Raw genomic sequence first — 16,362 nt, 5'->3', positions numbered from 1 at the left:
TCAGGCCCTTTCGACCCAGCGGTAAGCGGTCTTGGAGTTCTGCCAGAAGTATTTCTCTGCGGCTTCACGGCCCTTCCCCTGAAAGTAGGTGGAGACGATCTTGAACATGGCATCATAAGGCAGACCCCGGTCTGAAACGGGCCAGTTGCTGCCATAGATGAGGCGGTCCGGGCCGAAGCATTCCCAGAGATGATCCAGCACGGGCAGGTAGTGTTCCACATCACGCGGGGCCTGGCCTTCGGGGGAGCGCACCTGCTCCGGCATGCCGGAGATTTTCATAAAGACATTGGGCTGCCGGGCGATGAGGCGGATGTTTTCCTGCCATTCAGGCTTCAGCTTTTGGGGGTCGCCCGCTGCGCCCACGTGGTTGATGACGATGCGCAGGTCCGGCACATCGGCGGCCAGTTTGGCCGCATGGGGCAGGGTGGCGGGCGGTCCGTTAAGGTCCAGCTCCAGCCCATGCGCAGCCAGGGTTTTCGCCCCGGCAAGCACCTTGTCCTCATTGGCATCCAGTTGCACCAGGTTTCCCCGCCAGCGGACGCCACGAAAGACAGGATTGGCGGCAAAACGCTTCACGTTGGTGGCGAACTGGGGATCATTCGGGTCCAGGTTTCCCACGAAACCGACAATGCATTTTTCCCGCGCAGCCAGGTCAAGGATCCACTGGTTGTCCTCCACCAAAGGGCTGGCTTCGACGATGACGGTTTCCTTGATTCCCAAGGGATTGGCCAAGGCCTGCCAGTCAGCCGGAAGCACGGTGCGGTAAAGCGGGGTGTCTTTGGTCGGCCAGGGGACGCCACCTGGACGGGTGGGGTCGTAAAAGTGGGTGTGGGTGTCAATAATGCGGGTCGCGGTAGCGCTCTCGCATCGGGCCTGGAGAGGAAGAGAGGCGGCCAGGGCAGCGGTCTGGAGAAAGCGGCGGCGGTTCATGAAGGGCAGTATGGTGGTCCTGAAACGGCAGGGGAAAGACAAAAATTGCGGGTGGAAAGGGGCGATGATTGAGCGGTTGCCTAGATTGTGGCGTCAGTTTATAGATAAGGAAGGGGTGTGGTTGCCGGTTGGCAGGCACCCCTGTTTGAAATGGAACTCCAGCAATTCCTCTATTTGGCCGCGACCGTCGTGTTTGCGGTGGCATGCCGTACGTTTGACAACCGCTTCCTGCAAAAGCTGGGCTGGCTGGCTTATCTCGGGGCTTCCTACATGGGCGGATACTTCCTGACGGACAGCCATGCGGCGGGTGCCTTCGGCATCGCGCTGTGGTTCATGCTCCCTTGGCTGGAAATTGTCGGGCGGGTGCGGCAACTGCGCTTTCCCATCACGAGTGAGGTGAAGCACCGCTTCCCGCCATCGCGGGACGTTTTTCCTGATCTGGACGAACTGAGCCGGGAAACCGAGGCGGCGGGATTTGTGGAAGCGGGAGACACCGGCTGGAAATGGAGCGAGACGGACCATTTCATGAGGCTATTTTATCATGCTGAATCCCGCACCCAGGCGTCCATTGCGCTGGCGCAGCAGGGGGAGTTTGCCTTTTCGTATGTGAGCCTCACGTCCCGCACACAGGCCGGGGTGACTTACACGACAACGAATTATCCCTTCGCGCCGACGATGCAGTTTTCCCCGCAGCATCTGGTGAACCGCCAGGTGTATGTGGAATCCATGGAGCATCTGGTCATGGCGCATCAGGCCTTTTTGAGCAAGAGCCAGGTCACGGAGCAGCTGGTGGAGCTGGATACGGAAGAGCTGTCCGCTTACATTGAGAAAGATATGAGCGCCCAGATTGACCATAATATAACCATCGGCGTCATTGAGCCGGCGGGGGAAGGCGTGTTCCGCTACTCCTGGCGCGGCTGTTTTTACCTGTGGTTCCAGGTGGTGAAGGACATGATCCGCGTGTGATGCCTGGGTGCGATGGATAACGGCATTGCTGCTTGGCAAACCTGCTTGCCCTGTGCTAAGGCCAGCGATGCCCAGACCCGACGGACGCACCTACGACCAACTTCGCCCCATTGATTACATCCTGGACGTGGCCCCCCATGCCACGGCTTCCGTGCTCATCGCCTTTGGCGATACCCGCGTCATTTGCGCGGCCACCATCCAGGATGAAGTGCCCCGCTGGATGAAGATGCAGAATGTGCAGGGCGGCTGGCTGACGGCGGAGTATTCCATGCTGCCGTATTCGACTCTGGACCGCAAGGACCGCGACAGCAGCAAGGGCCGGCCCGATGGCCGCAGCATCGAGATCCAGCGCCTCATCGGCCGCAGCCTGCGGGCCGTGGTGGATCTCAAAAAACTGGGCCAGCGCACCCTGTGTATTGACTGCGATGTCCTCCAGGCGGACGGCGGCACGCGCACCGCCTCCATCACCGGTGCCTGCATTGCGGCGTCCATCGCCTTCAACCGCCTGCTGGAAAAGGGCAAGATCACCCAGCAGCCCATGACGAAAAAGGTGGCCGCCATCAGCGCCGGGGTGCTGAAAGGTGAAACCCTGCTGGACCTCTGCTACGTGGAAGACCGTGATGCCGATGTGGACTGCAACCTGGTGCTCACGGACAAGGGAGACTTTGTGGAGATCCAGGGCAGCGGTGAAGAGGCCACCTTTAGCCAGGCGGAGCTTGACGCCATGCTCACCGTCGGCCGCAAAGGCATCGCCGAGCTATGTGCGATCCAGCAGCAGGCCATCGAAAGCGCCATGCGCCCGGCTGAGCCGAAGGACCTGCAAAAGCTGGCGGCGTTCTTTGGGAAGAAGTGATAACAGTGGTCTGCGCTATCCAGTGCGGAAAGACTGGTCACAACGAGAAAAGCAACCGTCCCAAGACAGGTGTCTTCGGGCGATCAACGGTTTTGGCTTGCTTCATTGACCTAACTTACTTTTCTTCAAGAAGCAGCTTCTTCGCCACCGCTAGCTGGGCTTTCTGCTCAGGGGGCAGCTCTGGATACTTGAGCTTCATGCCTTGCATTTCATGCAAGACGGCGGCGCTTACGATGAGGCGCATGTTTTTCTTGTCGTCGGCGGGGATGACGTACCAGGGGCATTCCTGGGTGCCGGTCTCACGGATGGCGTCCTCATAGGCGCGCATATAATCTTTCCAGAAGCCGCGCTCTTTGACATCGCCTTCCTCAAACTTCCAGTTCTTGCTGGGCGTGTTGATACGGGCCAGGAAACGTTTTTTCTGCTCGTCCTTGGAGACGTTGAGGAAGAACTTCACAATGCGAATGCCGTTGCGGTGGCAGTAGGCTTCCAGGTTGCGGATGTCCTTGAGGCGGTCAGAGAAGAGCTTGTCGAGGTTCTTGGTGGTTTTTTCCGGCAGGCGCTGGATCTGCGTGACGATCTCCGGATGCACCCGGCAGCAGAGGACCTCCTCATAATAACTGCGGTTAAAGATGCCGATGCGGCCCCGCTGGGGCAGCACGCGGGAGGTGCGCCAGAGAAAGTCGTGGTCCAGCTCGGCGCTGGTGGGGCGCTTGAAACTGTGGACCTCCACTCCCTGTGTGTTCACACCGCTCATGACGTGCTTGATGGTGCTGTCCTTGCCGGCGGCATCCATGGCCTGGAAGATGAGCAGGAGACCCTGGCGGTCCTGGGCGTACATCTTCTGCTGCAGGTCATCAATCTCCTCCCGAAACTGGGCGATCAGTGTCTCGTAATGGGCGTTGTCCGAGTACAGGCTCTTCACCTTCGTTTTGGCTTTGGCAATGCGGAAGGGCTTGCCATCCGGCACCCGGAAGTCGTGAAGGTCGAGTTTGAGTTTCATGAGATTGTTGGGGGGAGTGAAGAAGCTGTTTCAGCAATAACAGCCACGGTGCGGATTGAACAGGTTTTGTTTGGCAAGAATGCTGCCAGGTCCGCAGTTATCAGGCGATGCGTTTGCATCTGGCAAGTCTTCTCTTTTTCATCAGCACAGCTCTCCAGGCCCAGGTGGAGCGTGGACACGAAAGCCCGGGCATTGAATCCGGTATGGTGGAAACCGGGAATGTGCAGCTGGATGATTTCAGCCTTTCGTTTCACCTTAACTTCAAAGGAGACCCAATAACCCAAACTGTTTTCCTGGCAAACACAGCACACTTTAAAATGGTGCTTGAGGCTGGAAAAGAAATCGAAATCGCGGTGGATATTCAAACGCCTTCAGGAGAAAAGCTGAAGCTAAGTGCCCCTCTGCGGTCTGATGGGCAGTCAATGGACGGGTTGCATCATGTGGTGCTGCGGGTGCGACGGGATGCCCGTCAGGCGCTGACGGGGATCTGGGTGGACGGGATCGAAGTGGTCAGCGGACCCCTTCCTCGTGGGCCGCTGCCTTTGGCAAAAAGTTCGCTGGTGATGGGGGATGACTCTTTGCGCGGAGTGATTTCACAGGTGCGGCTTTATGATCGGGCGCTGTCCCGACCAGAGATATTGGAACTGGGCCAAAAGCTGCCGGTGGAATCGAAGTCCAGACCCAAGAGAATGGATGGCTTTGAGATCGGGAAGGATGAAGTCATTGCAGTGCTTGGCGGTACGGAAGCGGTGGCCATCCTGGAGGAGGGAAGCCTGGAATCGCAGATCCTGTTAGGCCACGCGGAGATGCGGCCCAAAATGCGCTCGCTGGCCTGGGAAACGGACACGGTTTTCCGGCAGGACCGCCCGCTGAACTTTGGGGATTTGCGCCAGCAACTGCAACGAACGCAGGCCACCTGTGTGATGCTGATGTTTGGCCGCCAGGAATGCCTGGAGTTCGGTCAGGCTGGGCTGGCGGAGTTTCGCGAGGCTTTGGACAGGATGGTGAAGGTTTGCGCTGAAGTCACTCCCAAGCTGGTGCTGGTGGAGGCGGCCCCGTTTGAAAAGAAGGCGGCTCCTTTGCGGGATCTCAGTGCGCTGAATCCGGTGCTGGTGAAGTATAACGAAGTCATCTGGGAAGTAGCACAGGCGCATGGTGCTTATTATGCGGGATCGTCTGAAGGCTGGAATCATGCGCGCACGCAGCCGATGACCTCGGACGGGGTGAATCTCACACAGGCGGGGGCGCAGGAGCTGGGATTGCGGGTGATGGGCAGCAGCCTCAGTACGGGCAGTCAAGGCACGCAGGAGTTGAAGGCGGCCATCGCGGCCAAGAGCAAACTTTGGCATGACTACTGGCGTCCTTCCAACTGGGCCTTTCTGCATGGTGACCGCACCTCGCAACCGAGCAGCCGGGATCACCTGGACCCAAGACGGAGGTGGTTTCCGGCGGAGCTGGAGCAATACCGCGCATTGATCGAAGCCAAGGAAAACGAATTATGGAAAAAGGCCGAAGAACTGGGGAGGAAACTGCCGTGAAAGCGCTGCGCTGGCTGTTTGTTTATGCACTGCTGAGTGCCTCTGCGGGGGCTCAGAAGACCGACCGGAAATCCATCTCGGTGGGGGAGCCGCCTGCGGATCATTCGCCTGCGGCGGAGCTGGCTTCCTTCAAGGTGCTGGAGGGATTTGAGGTGAATCTTTTTGCCGATGAGAGCGATGGCATTGCCAATGCCCTGACCATTCGCTGGGATGAAAAGGGCCGCCTGTGGTGCATGCAGACGAGCGCGTATCCGCAGCCTGCGCCGGGGGAGCTGGTGAATGACAAGGTCATCATCCTGGAGGATACCGATGGCGATGGTCGTACGGACAAGAGCACGGTGTGGGCCGAAGGCCTGCGCATGCCGATGGGCATGGAACTGGGCGGGCCAGGACAGCTTTATGTAGGGGAAGGGGAGAAGCTGCTGCTGCTGACGGATACCGACGGTGATGATAGGGCGGATCAGACGGAGGTAATCTTCAGCGGTTTCGGCACCGCCGATACGCACCAAAACCTGAACAGTTTTGTCTGGTCGCCGGATGGCACATTGGTCATGCACCAGGGCCTGCATTGTTATTCACGGGTCACCACCGCCTGGGGGGTGAAGCAGCTTTATGGAGCCGGATTCTGGCGCTTCTGGCCGCGCAGCCGCAAGCTGGAGGCCTATCCCACCGGGATGCCGCTGAATGCCTGGGGCACCGCTTTCACACGCTGGGGCCAGCCCGTCATGGTGGCGGGTGCGGCGGGCATGTTCTGGGCGCGGCCCAAGGAGATCAGCGTGCCGGAGGTGCCGGACCAGCCTGGCATCCCCTATTTCCTGCTGAGCCGCTTCATGCTGCCCAACAGCGGGCAGATCATCAAGACCAGCGGCCTGCGCAAATACTGCGGCGTGGACATTCCATTCAATGCGCATTGGCCTAACGAGATGTGTGATGAAGTGGTGGCCGGCGGTTTTTTTGAGAATGCCGTTTACCGCTACAAGCTCGTGGAGGACAAGGAGAATCCCAGCGCCTTTGAGGCGGTTGAGCAGACTCCGCTGATCACCAGTGACAATGTGGCCTTCCGTGCCGTTGATGTGCGCTTTGGTCCTGATGGGGCGTTATATATCGCCGACTGGTACAATCCGATTATTGGGCATTACCAGGCTAGCTTTAGGCATCCCAACCGAGACAAGGGGCATGGGCGGATTTGGCGGATGACGGTGAAGGGAAAGAAAAGTGCTCAGTTCTCGGTGCTCAGTGCGAAGATGGGGACTGGGGAGCTTCAAAACATGGCGATGGGGGAGGATCGCTGGAAGGCTTATCAGGCGATGCGGTTGCTGCGTGCGCGGCCATTGGAAGAGGCGGTGGCTGGGCTGGCGGATGAGGGAGATGCGGCGTGGCTCAAGCTGAAGTTGCATGAGGGTGATGAGCAACCTGTGCCTGAGTTGGTGGATGAAGTGGCCAAGGGAGAGGAAGGATTGAAAGCCTATAAGACGCATTCTTTGGGTAACTGGGCGGATACTGTGCCTGACGTGCTGGCCAAGCTGGAGCGGCAGGTGGGGGATGAATCGGCACTTGTCCGTCTCGAGGCGATCGTCGCCTGCGCCAAGGTACAGAAGCCGGAGGCGATCAAGGTGGCGTTGATGGCGCTGGACAAACCGATGGACAGCTTTCTTGACCGGGCGCTGTGGCTGGCGGTGCATGCGACGGCTCTGCAATGGAAACCTTTGTTAAAGGGCGATGATGGAGGGGCGGCGTTTTTGGGATCGCTGCCGGCGGCTCACCTGGCTTACTTGATGGAGAAGGATGGCAGTGCGGAACTGCTGAGCGTGGCGCGTGGGATGATGGAGAAAGCGGAGTCGCTTTCACCTGAGCTGCGGCTGGCGCTGAACAAGGTGCTGGTGACCCGTGGCGGGCCGGAGGATCGGCTGCGGGCGTTACAGATGGGGCTCACCGATCCGGCGGTGTTGAGTGATCTGGCGGCGGTGGCCGGGCAACGGCGGCTGGCAGCGCCTGAAGGCGCGGAGGCGATCTTGGAAACGTTGCTAAAAACAGGTGGGGAGGAGGCCCGGGTCGCAGCCTCCAAGCTGGCAGGCGCGTGGAAGCTCCAGGGCCTGGCGAGTGCCTTGCGTGAACGAGGGCTGGATGCCCAAGCAGCCCTGCCTTTGCGCCAGGCGGCAATTGAGAGCCTGGGCAAACTTGGCGAGTCATCGGATACCTTTGTCGCCCTGCTGGAAAAAAAGGAGGAGCCCTGGCCGGTGCGTATTGCAGCACTGACGGCCTTGGTCGCTACCAAGGCTCCATTGGGTGGAGTGAAGGCGGCGGGGATGTTGGACCAGGTGAAAGAAGAAAAAACAATGCAAGCCTGGCTCAACCCCCTGCTGTCGCGTGCCGCAGCGGTGCAGGCTTTTGCAGCGACACTGGAAAAGAAACCGTGCATGCCAGAAACGGCCAAACTGGCGCTGACCACCCTGACCACCACCGGCCGCAGCGATGCGGCCCTGACCGCCGTGCTGAGCCAGATCATCGGCGTGAAAAACACGCAGCCGGTTTATGATCCGGCCTGGGTGCAGGCACTGGCCGCAGAAGTGAAATCCAGCGGCGATGTGGCCCGAGGCAAGGCGGTCTTTGCCTCGCCGCTGTCCGGTTGTGTGGCTTGTCATCAGATTGATAAGCAAGGCGGCATCATCGGCCCCGAGCTGGATGCCGTGGGGCGTGGCGTGCCGGTGGAGCTGCTGATCGAGGCCGTGGTGTGGCCTAACCGGCAGATCAAAGAAGGTTATGTGGCCACCACGCTGACGATGAAAGACGGCCGCACCCTGCAAGGCTACCGCACTGCTGAAGGCAACGGCGAACTGGAGCTGAAGGACTTCCTGGCCGGCACGCTGACGCGCTTCCCGCTGAGTGAGATTAAGGACCGCCAGGAAGCAGGATCCCTGATGCCGGAGGGACTCATCGTGAATCTGACCCGTGATGAATTGCGGGATCTGGTGGCGTATCTTGCCAGTCTCGGAAATGCTTTATGAAACGATGATCGACACTATCACAGACGAAATCACAGAGAGTTGGATGCTGGGACGGGATTCCTCCATTACTGAGGAAGAGCTCTTGTTACTGAGGAATCGCCTGTGGATCAGTTGGGGAATTTGGTTGTTGGCGTCGTTAGCTATCTCAGCGGCTTTGGCAGGGGTAACAGGTTTTTATCTTGTGGTGGGAGCTTTTTTTGCTTTCCAGCTCACGCGATTGATGCGCGCTTATCGCCGCCCGAAGTTGAGACACTGGCACATACGCAAACACCTCTATAACCTGACCTATTTCCTCCCACCCATCATTGCAGGGATTGGTCTCGGACAAGATGGTGCTCCCGTTTCATCAGGAAATTGGTTAGCCTTCTTCTCAACACTTTACTTCCTCTTTTGGATTCAGATGAAAGATGATCTGAAGATTCTCAAAGCCATTCCGCAAGTCCTCCAGTTTCTTCGCGCTGGGAACCCTGAACCGTCCGTGTGAAATCTATTTTCATTCTATTCAATTCGATCTTGCTGGTTCATTCTGCGTGTGGCCAGCCTGGCATGGCACGCACCTCTTTGGATCAGGTGCTGGTGAAAGGGAAGATGCGCTTCTTTTTCACCACGGAAGGGCCTCATGCAGTGGAGGCCACGGATGCCAATGGCAACGGCGTGCCGGATCAGGTGGAGGACATCGCCACGCAGACGCAGGGAGCCTGGTTGCTGCTCATTGACGGGCTGGGTTTCCCAGATCCGTTTTTGGGAGAGCGATTCCGTGAGGCCATGTTTCTGGATGTGCACCTGTTCAGCAAGGAACTGCTGAAATCCAATGGCATCGCCTACGATGAGTTGCAGAGTTTCAAGCGTGCCGGGGACCCGGAAAACACGCGCAGTCTGTGCTTCAATGTGGCGACGTCAGTGAAGGCCACGGCCAACCTGACTCCGGCGCATGAGCTGTTTCATATCATTCAAAACGGGGCCTGCTTTTTCAAAAACCGCTGGTATACGGAAGGCACGGCACGCTGGTCGGAAAAGGCACTGGGGACTGGTGGTGTGGGGAGCGGGCTGCGCAGTCCGTGGCCGCCCAGTGAAGACATGCTAAAGAAGCTGGACGATCTGGCCTATGATGCAGCGGCGCTGTATTGGGAGCCGCTGGCGCTGCATGTAGATGCACGGGGAGAGATCCCGGAGGACCGGGTATCTGCGGCCTTGAGGGAGATGAAATACGTCAATGGCGAGCCGGTGCTGAAGGATTTGAAACTGCACGGCTGGGAGGTCATCCGTGACATCTTGACGGAACTTGGGGAGGCTGATGGAAAGGCGGCCAAGGAACGCGGGCTGGACCGGTGGCCGGAGGAGGAACAACGGTCATCGGCGAATACGCCTTATATTCGGGAGGCTGTGGAGAGGGTGCTTGCTAAGGGGATGAAGGAACCGAATGACGAATGATCCTGAGCGGGTAAGCGGCAGATATGAGGGAAGCGAATGCCCGCATCACTTTATTCCGCGTTGAGGAAATCGCAGACGGCGGCGGACATGGCCTGGACGCCGGTTTTGAGGCAGTCTTCATCGGCATCAAACATCGGCGTGTGGAGGCCGTGCATGATGCCTTTTTCTTCATTGGCCACGCCTAACCGGAAGTAGAATCCGGGAACGACCTGGGAGAAGTAGGAGAAGTCTTCGCCACCCATGCTGGGGATGACTTCCAGGACGTTGGCCTCTCCGACAATGCGCTTGAAGGCGGGCAGGGTGGCTTTGACCAGAGCTTCGTTATTGAGGATGCTCGGGTAGCCTTTGCGGTAGTCCATCTCATAAGTGGCGCCATGGGCTTCGGTGATGCCTTTGAGGATGCGATGCATCATCTCGATGACGCCATCGCGGAAGGCGGCGTCATACGTGCGGACGGTACCGCCGAGCTGCACTTCCTCCGCCAGGATGTTTTCGCGCTGGCCGCCCTGGATGGTACCAATGCTGATGACGAGGGGCTGGCGGGTGTCGGTCTGGCGGCTGCGGATGGTCTGCAGGGCGGTGATGGCCTCGGCGGCGACGGTGATGGCATCCACACCGCGATGAGGGGCGGAGCCATGGGCCATCTTGCCCCGGATGATGATGTGAAAGCGGTCGCTGTTGGCGCTGTCGGCCCCGATGGTGTAGGAAAGCTGGCCGGCTTTGAGATAATGTGGCTTGTCATCCGTGGCCCCAACGGGGGAGACCATGGGAGAGCAATGCAGGCCGAAGACGGCATCGGGTTTCGGATTGGCCATGGCTCCTTCGGCGACCATGAGCTTGGCACCCCAGTCGTCCTTATACGTGGCGGGCATGGCCTCCTCGGCAGGCTGGAAGAGGAACTTCACGGTGCCGCGCACCTGGTCTTTGTGCTTGGCCAGGAGCTCCGCCACGCCCAGGCCGACGGTGGTGTGGATGTCGTGGCCGCAGGCGTGCATGACGCCGGGGTTTTGTGAGCGGTAGGGGACGGAGCGCAGTTCCTTGATGGGCAGGGCGTCCATGTCGGCACGCACGGCCACGCATTTGCCCTCCTGGCCACCTTTGAGGATGGCCACGACGCCGTGCTTGGCGATGCCGGTGGTGACTTCCATTCCCAATGCGCGCAAGCGGTCGGCGACCAGGGCGGCGGTGCGTTCTTCCTGATTGGAGAGCTCCGGATGGGTATGGATGTCGCGGCGGGTTTCGACGAGTTTTGGGAACATTTCCTCGACGGATGCGGCGAAGAGGGCGTCGCGTGTTTCGTCGGCGAGAACGGTGGATGACAGACCCAGAAGCAGCAGCGGGAGCATTTTCATGGAGCGGAGATTAGGAACCCGGTCCGGTACAGGCAAGAGCGCACATGGGTATTTTTGTGCGGCGCTCTTGCGCAGCGGCGGGAGCCATAGCATATCTGGAGACCATGCTCGACATCACAGGCAAGAAGATCGCCGTCCTTTTTGGAGGCCCCGGTTCGGAACGTGCAGTTTCTGTCAAAACGGCGGAGAGCGTCGTCGCCGCGCTGAAGAGCAAAGGGGCCGAGGTGGTGGAAGTGGATGTTACAGGACCGGACTTTGATGTGCCTTCGGATGCACTCATTGCGATGAACCTGATCCATGGTACCTTCGGCGAGGATGGCCAGATCCAGGCGATCCTGGAAGAGCGGGGCATTCGTTACACGGGAGCAGGAGTGGTGAGCAGCCGCGTCGCTTTCGACAAAGGGCAGAGCAAGGAGAAATTCATCGCGGCCGGGGTGCCGACGCCGCGTTCGCAAAACTATCTTCTGGATGGCAGCGGGGCGCTGGAAATTTCCATTCCCCTGGTGTCCAAGCCGCCGCGTGAAGGATCAAGCGTGGGCGTGCACATCTGCCGCACGGAGGAGGAATGGACGAAGGCGGTGGAGGAGGCGAAGAAATTCGGCAGTAGCACGCTGGTGGAGGAGTTTATCGAAGGCAAGGAACTGACCATCGGCATCTTGGGCGACCAGGTGCTGCCCATCATCCACATCGAGCCGGTGGAAGGGTTTTACGACATCAACAACAAGTACCCATGGATGAGCGGCACGGGCAAGACGCTCTACCATTGCCCGGCAGAGCTGGATGAGGCGACCACAAAACGGGTGCAGGAGGCGGCAATGGCGGCCTTCAGTTCCTGCGGCACGGAGGTCTATGGACGGGTGGATGTGATGCTGCGGCATGACAACGAGCCCTTCGTTCTGGAGATCAATACGATCCCCGGCATGACCAGCAGCAGCCTGCTGCCCAAGGCGGCACTGGCCGTGGGAATTGAGTTTCCGGACCTGTGTGTGCGGATCATTGAGCTGTCCCTGGAAGCACGGCCATGAGGCCAGTAAGGGTCTGAAATCCCGCAGCCACTCATTTTTCTAGAAATTCATAGCGCTTAGACAAAGTTTCGGGTATTTAATGCCTCTAAATCATCAGGACATATTTGTCATTGATGGGGTTCTCTCGAAACATGCCCGCTCCCAAGAAAGCTTCTGCCCCGGTCCCGAAGCCGCCTCGCAGCGCTGCCAAAAAGCAGCCGCTGAAGGAAGGTGGTGTGACCATGGACGTCTGCTTGAAGGTGGATTCGCCCAAGATCCGGCAGATGGAGAAGAAGGCCGCACAGCGCCGGGGCTTTAAGTGGGCGCTGGGGCTGATCACCATCATCTGCTTTCTGGCGCTGTTGAAGATCACAGTTCAGGAGGCCATTTTAAAGAATCCGCAGTTTGCGCTGCGGGACGTGGCGGTGCAGACGAGCGGCCCGCTGACGGTGGAAAAGATCGTGCGGGCCACATTGCTGACGCGGGGTGAAAACCTGCTGTCCATCAACATGCGCGCGCTGCACACCCGGCTGCGGCAACTGCCTCAGGTGAAGGATGTGGCCATCAAGCGTGACTTTGACGCGGGTCTCATGACCTTGCGCATCACCCAGCGCCAGCCTGTGGCGTGGCTGGACTGCCCAAAGCTGGGCATGATCGCTGGTCGTCCTGAAGTGGGCTATCTGGTGGATGATGAGGCGGTGCCTTTTCCCTGCGATGCGGTGACGGAGCCGATGGTGGCGCTGCCGGTGATCCGCTATCCGGAGCTGTCACAAAAAACCTCAGGGACCCCCATTGAAGATTTGCAGCTCACGGCCGCGCTGAAGCTTTTGAAGGAGCTGGAACAGCGGTTCGAGCTTGGGCATCCGCAGCTGCGCAGCATCGAGGTCCAGACGCCCTATTCCATGGTGGCCCATTTTACGGACAAAGCGGTGATCACTTTTGGCGTGGATGACCTGGACGTGCAGCTTGCCCGTCTGGACCGTGTGCGCATTGAGGCACGGGCGAGAAACTGGGAGATCGAAACATTGAATCTGCTGGCCCGCCAGAACGTCCCCATCACCTTTCGCAAACCGCCGGATCTGGCGGGTTTGCAGCCTGATCCTGGCAAAACCGTCTCTCTTTCAAAACCCACTTCAGTTCGTTGACACATTATGGCGAAGACCACCATCTATGCAGGCCTGGAAATCGGCACCAGCAAGATCTGCGTCGTCGTGGGTGAGGCGAAGCGCGACGGCACCATCAAAATCCTGGGTGTCGGAACAGCTCCCTCACGCGGCGTGCGCAAAGGCGAGATCGTGGACTTTGACACCGTCCACACCTGTTTGAATGACGCCCTGGTGCGTGCCGAAGACTACAGTGATGTGATGATCCGCAATGTCTTCCTGGGAGTCAGCGGCGGCCACATTGAGAGCATCAACAACCGGGGTTGCTATCGCCTGCCGGCGGACCAGTCCGAGATCACTGAGGATGATGTGGAAGAGGTGAAGGAGATCGCCCGGAATGTGCCTGCACCGCAGGACAGTATCTCCATGCACAGCGTGACCCGGCAGTATATTGTGGACGGGGTGGAGGCAGTGCGCCAGCCCATCGGCCGCCAGGCAAGGCTGCTGGAGGCAGACTACCACATTGTGCACGGCAGCCTTCCTCGTATCCAAAACTCCATCAAGTGCGTGAAGGAAGTGCCGCTGGAGGTGGAAGATGTCGTCTTTAATGGCATCGCGGCAGCGCAGGTGGTGCTAAACCGTGAGGCCAAGCGTGAAGGCTCCCTGATGATTGATCTGGGCGGCGGCACAGCAGATTTTGTACTCTATAAAGATGGCATGCTGACGATCTCCGGCTGCATTCCACTGGGTGGGGACCACATCAGCCAGGACATCGCCATGGCTTTGCAGATCCCGCATGGACGCGCGGAAGCGCTGAAAGTGACCGAGGGAAGCTGCGAGTACGAAGACGTGCCTGCAGGTGAGATGGTGAGGGTGGAGGATGATACCGGCTACGTTTTGGGAGAGGTGGAGCGGGCGTTTTTGAACGAGGTCATCTACCTGCGGGTGCGGGAAATCCTGGAGCAGGTGCATCACCGCTGCGAGGGACACGTCGGCCAGCTTGCCGCCGGCGTTTACCTGACCGGGGGCACGAGCCTGTTAAAAGGGATTGACGTGGTGGCCCGTGAAGTGTTTGGAATGAAGGTAACGCGCGCTGGTTCAGCTCCCGTCAGTGGTGTGACCGCCACTTTCGAGAACCCTCAGTTCTCCGCACCCATCGGTCTCATTCGTTATGCGCAGATTCTGGATCAAGAGAAGCCCTTCCTGTCACCGCTCAAAAGGCTGGCACACCGGATGGCCGACCTCCTCTCTGTCGCCATCTGATTTTTACTCCGCCTCACCTAACCAACATTAAAACCAATCTGTCCTATGGTTGAATATGATCGCCACTCGCAGCGGGAAGCGCCTGACAAACCCGCCCTCAGGACCTGCATCGTCGGCATCGGCGGAGCGGGCAGCAATGTGCTGGACCGGATCACACTGGACCGTACGGTCGAAGCGCAGCTCGTCTGCATGCACACGGACATCCGTGTGCTGGGCCATGCCATGGCGCCGACCAAGATCCAGCTCGGCGCGGAGCTGATGCGTGGCGTTGGCGCAGGGGGCGACCCTGACCTTGGCCGTGAAGCGGCCATGTTCTCCCGCGAGGAGATCCGCAATGCCATTGACGGGCACGACATTGTTTTCATCTGCGCAGGTCTCGGCGGTGGCACCGGCTCCGGTGCGGCCCCGGTGATTGCGGAAATCGCCAAGGCTTCCAACGCCATGGTTTTCGTGACTGCGACCATGCCGTTCAGCTTTGAAGGCCGCCGCCGTCTGACCCAGGCGGAGGATGCGCTGCAACAGCTCCAGAAGCGTGCGGATGCGCTTATCCTGTTTGAAAACAACCGCATGGGCGAGCTGATCCTGCCAAAGGACGGCATCCAGAAGGCCTTTGCGCAGGCGGACCAGCTCATCGCGCAGAGCCTGCGTGCGGTTTCCACCATTGTTTCCATGCCCGGTCTGGTGAAGTTGGGGCTGGATGATCTGACGAGTGCCCTGAGCACCTCCAACGGCCGCTGCCTCTTCGGCTTCGGCGAGGCCCGCGGCCAGAACCGTGGGGCGGAAGCCCTGAAACGCGCCCTGAAAAGCCCGCTCATTGACCAGGGCCGTCTGCTGCACCAGACAAAGACGCTATTGGTCCACATCGCCGGTGGCGAAACACTGACGCTCATGGAAGTGGACGCTGTGATGAAGCAGCTCGGCCGTCATGTGCCGGACCACACGCATATATTGTTCGGCGTGGCCGTGGATGCCAAGCTTGGGGATTCGATTTCGGTCACGCTGATCAGCTCCCTGGGGCTGACTCAGCTCAACACCATCGCCGCAGCGGCACCGCCTGCGGAGATGCTGCCGCTGACGGACCGGCCGATGCCGAGCCTGGCTGAAGCGGTGGCTTCTGCTCCCACCCCGGCTCCACGTCCGAGATCGCCGCGTGCCAATCCTGCGGCACCCGCTGCCTCTGCCCAGGTGAAAGCGCAACCTGCCCCGGCTCCGACCAAGGCGGCACCGCTGGTCAAGGATGAAGCAATGGATCTTTTGTTCAAGGATGATGAGATCATCTCCCTGTCCCATGATGAGCCTGAGACGCCCGCAGAGACGGTGGAAGCCGAGGCCGGCCTGTTTGAAGAGATTTCCCCTCAACCTTCGCCCCCAGCGCCTGCTCCTGCGCCAGCAATGATGGCCCCGCCCGCACCCGCTGCGCAGATGCCTGCCCCCCCTGCCGAACTGGAGCCTGAAGAGGAATATTATGAGGAGGAAGAGGAGCCTGCCGCGAATCACGCTCATTTTGCACCCGAGCCAGAGCCGGAGCCGGAACCCGCACTGGCTCCCGAGCCTGCGCGGCAACGTCTGCGGATTGAGGACTTCATGACGCCGGCACCCGCACCGACGCCGGCGTCGGCTCCTGTGCAAGCAGCGCCAGCGCCAGCACCCGCTCCACGTCCGGCACCTTCGCCCCTGGCGGCGGTGGTGGCCCGCACCAATCTCCCCCCTGAAGACCTGGCCTATGCACCGCCGCCGATCAATTCTGCAGCGGCGAAAAAAGCAGCCAATGATGAACAGATTAATCTGGGATTCTCCGAACAGGACCGTGGCCGCTTCAAGGATACGGAGCCTGCGCTCGCTTCCGGCGGGGAAGACCTGGACGTGCCGACCTGGATGCGCCTGAAGCGGAAGCTGAAGCGCTAACCACCTTTC

The 16,362-nt window shown here is 59.6% G+C and carries 14 protein-coding genes; 10 read left to right on the top strand and 4 right to left on the bottom strand.

The genetic code is table 11. The annotated features are described in order from the left end of the window. Positions 1–930 carry an amidohydrolase family protein gene (locus tag WJU23_RS02475; RefSeq protein WP_346330943.1) on the bottom strand — a complete coding sequence of 310 codons (930 nt, stop codon included), beginning with the start codon at positions 928–930 and terminating at the stop codon, positions 1–3. Positions 931–1,080: 150 nt separating this feature from the next. On the opposite strand from WJU23_RS02475, the gene WJU23_RS02470 reads away from it, so the two are divergent. After that, positions 1,081–1,896, top strand: a complete 816-nt coding sequence (locus WJU23_RS02470) for a hypothetical protein (protein WP_346330942.1) — start codon at positions 1,081–1,083, stop codon at positions 1,894–1,896. A gap of 67 nt (positions 1,897–1,963) precedes the next feature. Next, positions 1,964–2,749, top strand: coding sequence for a ribonuclease PH (gene rph / locus WJU23_RS02465; RefSeq protein ID WP_346330941.1), 786 nt, complete (start codon positions 1,964–1,966; stop codon positions 2,747–2,749). A gap of 115 nt (positions 2,750–2,864) precedes the next feature. Here rph and WJU23_RS02460 read toward each other — a convergent pair whose 3' ends face one another. Both WJU23_RS02460 and WJU23_RS02455 read right to left on the bottom strand, forming a co-directional pair. Next, the gene (locus tag WJU23_RS02460; protein WP_346330940.1) at positions 2,865–3,752 is read right to left on the bottom strand and encodes a polyphosphate kinase 2 family protein; all 888 of its coding nucleotides are present in this window, start codon (positions 3,750–3,752) and stop codon (positions 2,865–2,867) included. Beyond that, on the bottom strand, positions 3,749–4,117 hold the full coding sequence (locus WJU23_RS02455) for a hypothetical protein (RefSeq protein ID WP_346331002.1): 369 nt from the start codon (positions 4,115–4,117) through the stop codon (positions 3,749–3,751). The genes WJU23_RS02460 and WJU23_RS02455 overlap by 4 nt, the downstream gene beginning before the upstream one ends. On the opposite strand from WJU23_RS02455, the gene WJU23_RS02450 reads away from it, so the two are divergent. The 4 genes from WJU23_RS02450 (at position 4,028) to WJU23_RS02435 (ending at position 9,726) form a co-directional block, all read left to right on the top strand. Beyond that, on the top strand, positions 4,028–5,290 hold the full coding sequence (locus WJU23_RS02450) for a hypothetical protein (protein ID WP_346331001.1): 1,263 nt from the start codon (positions 4,028–4,030) through the stop codon (positions 5,288–5,290). The genes WJU23_RS02455 and WJU23_RS02450 overlap by 90 nt on opposite strands. Continuing rightward, on the top strand, positions 5,287–8,295 hold the full coding sequence (locus WJU23_RS02445; protein ID WP_346330939.1) for a PVC-type heme-binding CxxCH protein: 3,009 nt from the start codon (positions 5,287–5,289) through the stop codon (positions 8,293–8,295). Before WJU23_RS02450 ends, WJU23_RS02445 begins: the two co-directional genes overlap by 4 nt. 4 nt (positions 8,296–8,299) lie before the next feature. Next, positions 8,300–8,779: a hypothetical protein gene (locus WJU23_RS02440; RefSeq protein WP_346330938.1), complete on the top strand. Its 480-nt coding sequence runs from the start codon at positions 8,300–8,302 to the stop codon at positions 8,777–8,779. Between the two features lie 62 nt (positions 8,780–8,841). After that, positions 8,842–9,726, top strand: coding sequence for a hypothetical protein (locus WJU23_RS02435; protein WP_346330937.1), 885 nt, complete (start codon positions 8,842–8,844; stop codon positions 9,724–9,726). Positions 9,727–9,776: 50 nt separating this feature from the next. Here the strand turns inward: WJU23_RS02435 and WJU23_RS02430 are convergent, their stop codons facing one another. Beyond that, positions 9,777–11,078: an amidohydrolase gene (locus WJU23_RS02430; protein WP_346330936.1), complete on the bottom strand. Its 1,302-nt coding sequence runs from the start codon at positions 11,076–11,078 to the stop codon at positions 9,777–9,779. 104 nt (positions 11,079–11,182) lie between these two features. On the opposite strand from WJU23_RS02430, the gene WJU23_RS02425 reads away from it, so the two are divergent. From WJU23_RS02425 to WJU23_RS02410, 4 genes are all read left to right on the top strand, one after another. After that, positions 11,183–12,103: a D-alanine--D-alanine ligase gene (locus WJU23_RS02425; RefSeq protein ID WP_346330935.1), complete on the top strand. Its 921-nt coding sequence runs from the start codon at positions 11,183–11,185 to the stop codon at positions 12,101–12,103. 131 nt (positions 12,104–12,234) lie between these two features. Continuing rightward, positions 12,235–13,227, top strand: a complete 993-nt coding sequence (locus tag WJU23_RS02420; protein ID WP_346330934.1) for an FtsQ-type POTRA domain-containing protein — start codon at positions 12,235–12,237, stop codon at positions 13,225–13,227. 6 nt (positions 13,228–13,233) lie between these two features. Further along, the gene (gene ftsA / locus WJU23_RS02415; RefSeq protein WP_346330933.1) at positions 13,234–14,448 is read left to right on the top strand and encodes a cell division protein FtsA; all 1,215 of its coding nucleotides are present in this window, start codon (positions 13,234–13,236) and stop codon (positions 14,446–14,448) included. A gap of 45 nt (positions 14,449–14,493) precedes the next feature. Beyond that, positions 14,494–16,353 carry a cell division protein FtsZ gene (locus WJU23_RS02410; RefSeq protein ID WP_346330932.1) on the top strand — a complete coding sequence of 620 codons (1,860 nt, stop codon included), beginning with the start codon at positions 14,494–14,496 and terminating at the stop codon, positions 16,351–16,353. Positions 16,354–16,362: the final 9 nt, after the last annotated feature.

The organism is Prosthecobacter sp. SYSU 5D2 (genome assembly GCF_039655865.1).
Taxonomy (GTDB): domain Bacteria; phylum Verrucomicrobiota; class Verrucomicrobiia; order Verrucomicrobiales; family Verrucomicrobiaceae; genus Prosthecobacter.
Note: the sequence above shows the minus strand (reverse complement) of the source record. Positions and strands in the feature narration are given on the sequence as shown.

Bases quoted from the DNA above. Each gene is read 5' to 3' on its own strand.
- WJU23_RS02420 (WP_346330934.1), top strand. From the start codon at position 12,235: ATGCCCGCTCCCAAGAAAGCTTCTGCCCCGGTCCCGAAGCCGCCTCGC.
- WJU23_RS02440 (WP_346330938.1), top strand. From the start codon at position 8,300: ATGATCGACACTATCACAGACGAAATCACAGAGAGTTGGATGCTGGGA.
- WJU23_RS02460 (WP_346330940.1), bottom strand. From the start codon at position 3,752: ATGAAACTCAAACTCGACCTTCACGACTTCCGGGTGCCGGATGGCAAG.
- rph (WP_346330941.1), top strand. From the start codon at position 1,964: ATGCCCAGACCCGACGGACGCACCTACGACCAACTTCGCCCCATTGAT.
- WJU23_RS02435 (WP_346330937.1), top strand. From the start codon at position 8,842: ATGGCACGCACCTCTTTGGATCAGGTGCTGGTGAAAGGGAAGATGCGC.
- WJU23_RS02470 (WP_346330942.1), top strand. From the start codon at position 1,081: ATGGAACTCCAGCAATTCCTCTATTTGGCCGCGACCGTCGTGTTTGCG.
- WJU23_RS02430 (WP_346330936.1), bottom strand. From the start codon at position 11,078: ATGAAAATGCTCCCGCTGCTGCTTCTGGGTCTGTCATCCACCGTTCTC.
- WJU23_RS02410 (WP_346330932.1), top strand. From the start codon at position 14,494: ATGGTTGAATATGATCGCCACTCGCAGCGGGAAGCGCCTGACAAACCC.
- WJU23_RS02425 (WP_346330935.1), top strand. From the start codon at position 11,183: ATGCTCGACATCACAGGCAAGAAGATCGCCGTCCTTTTTGGAGGCCCC.
- WJU23_RS02475 (WP_346330943.1), bottom strand. From the start codon at position 930: ATGAACCGCCGCCGCTTTCTCCAGACCGCTGCCCTGGCCGCCTCTCTT.
- ftsA (WP_346330933.1), top strand. From the start codon at position 13,234: ATGGCGAAGACCACCATCTATGCAGGCCTGGAAATCGGCACCAGCAAG.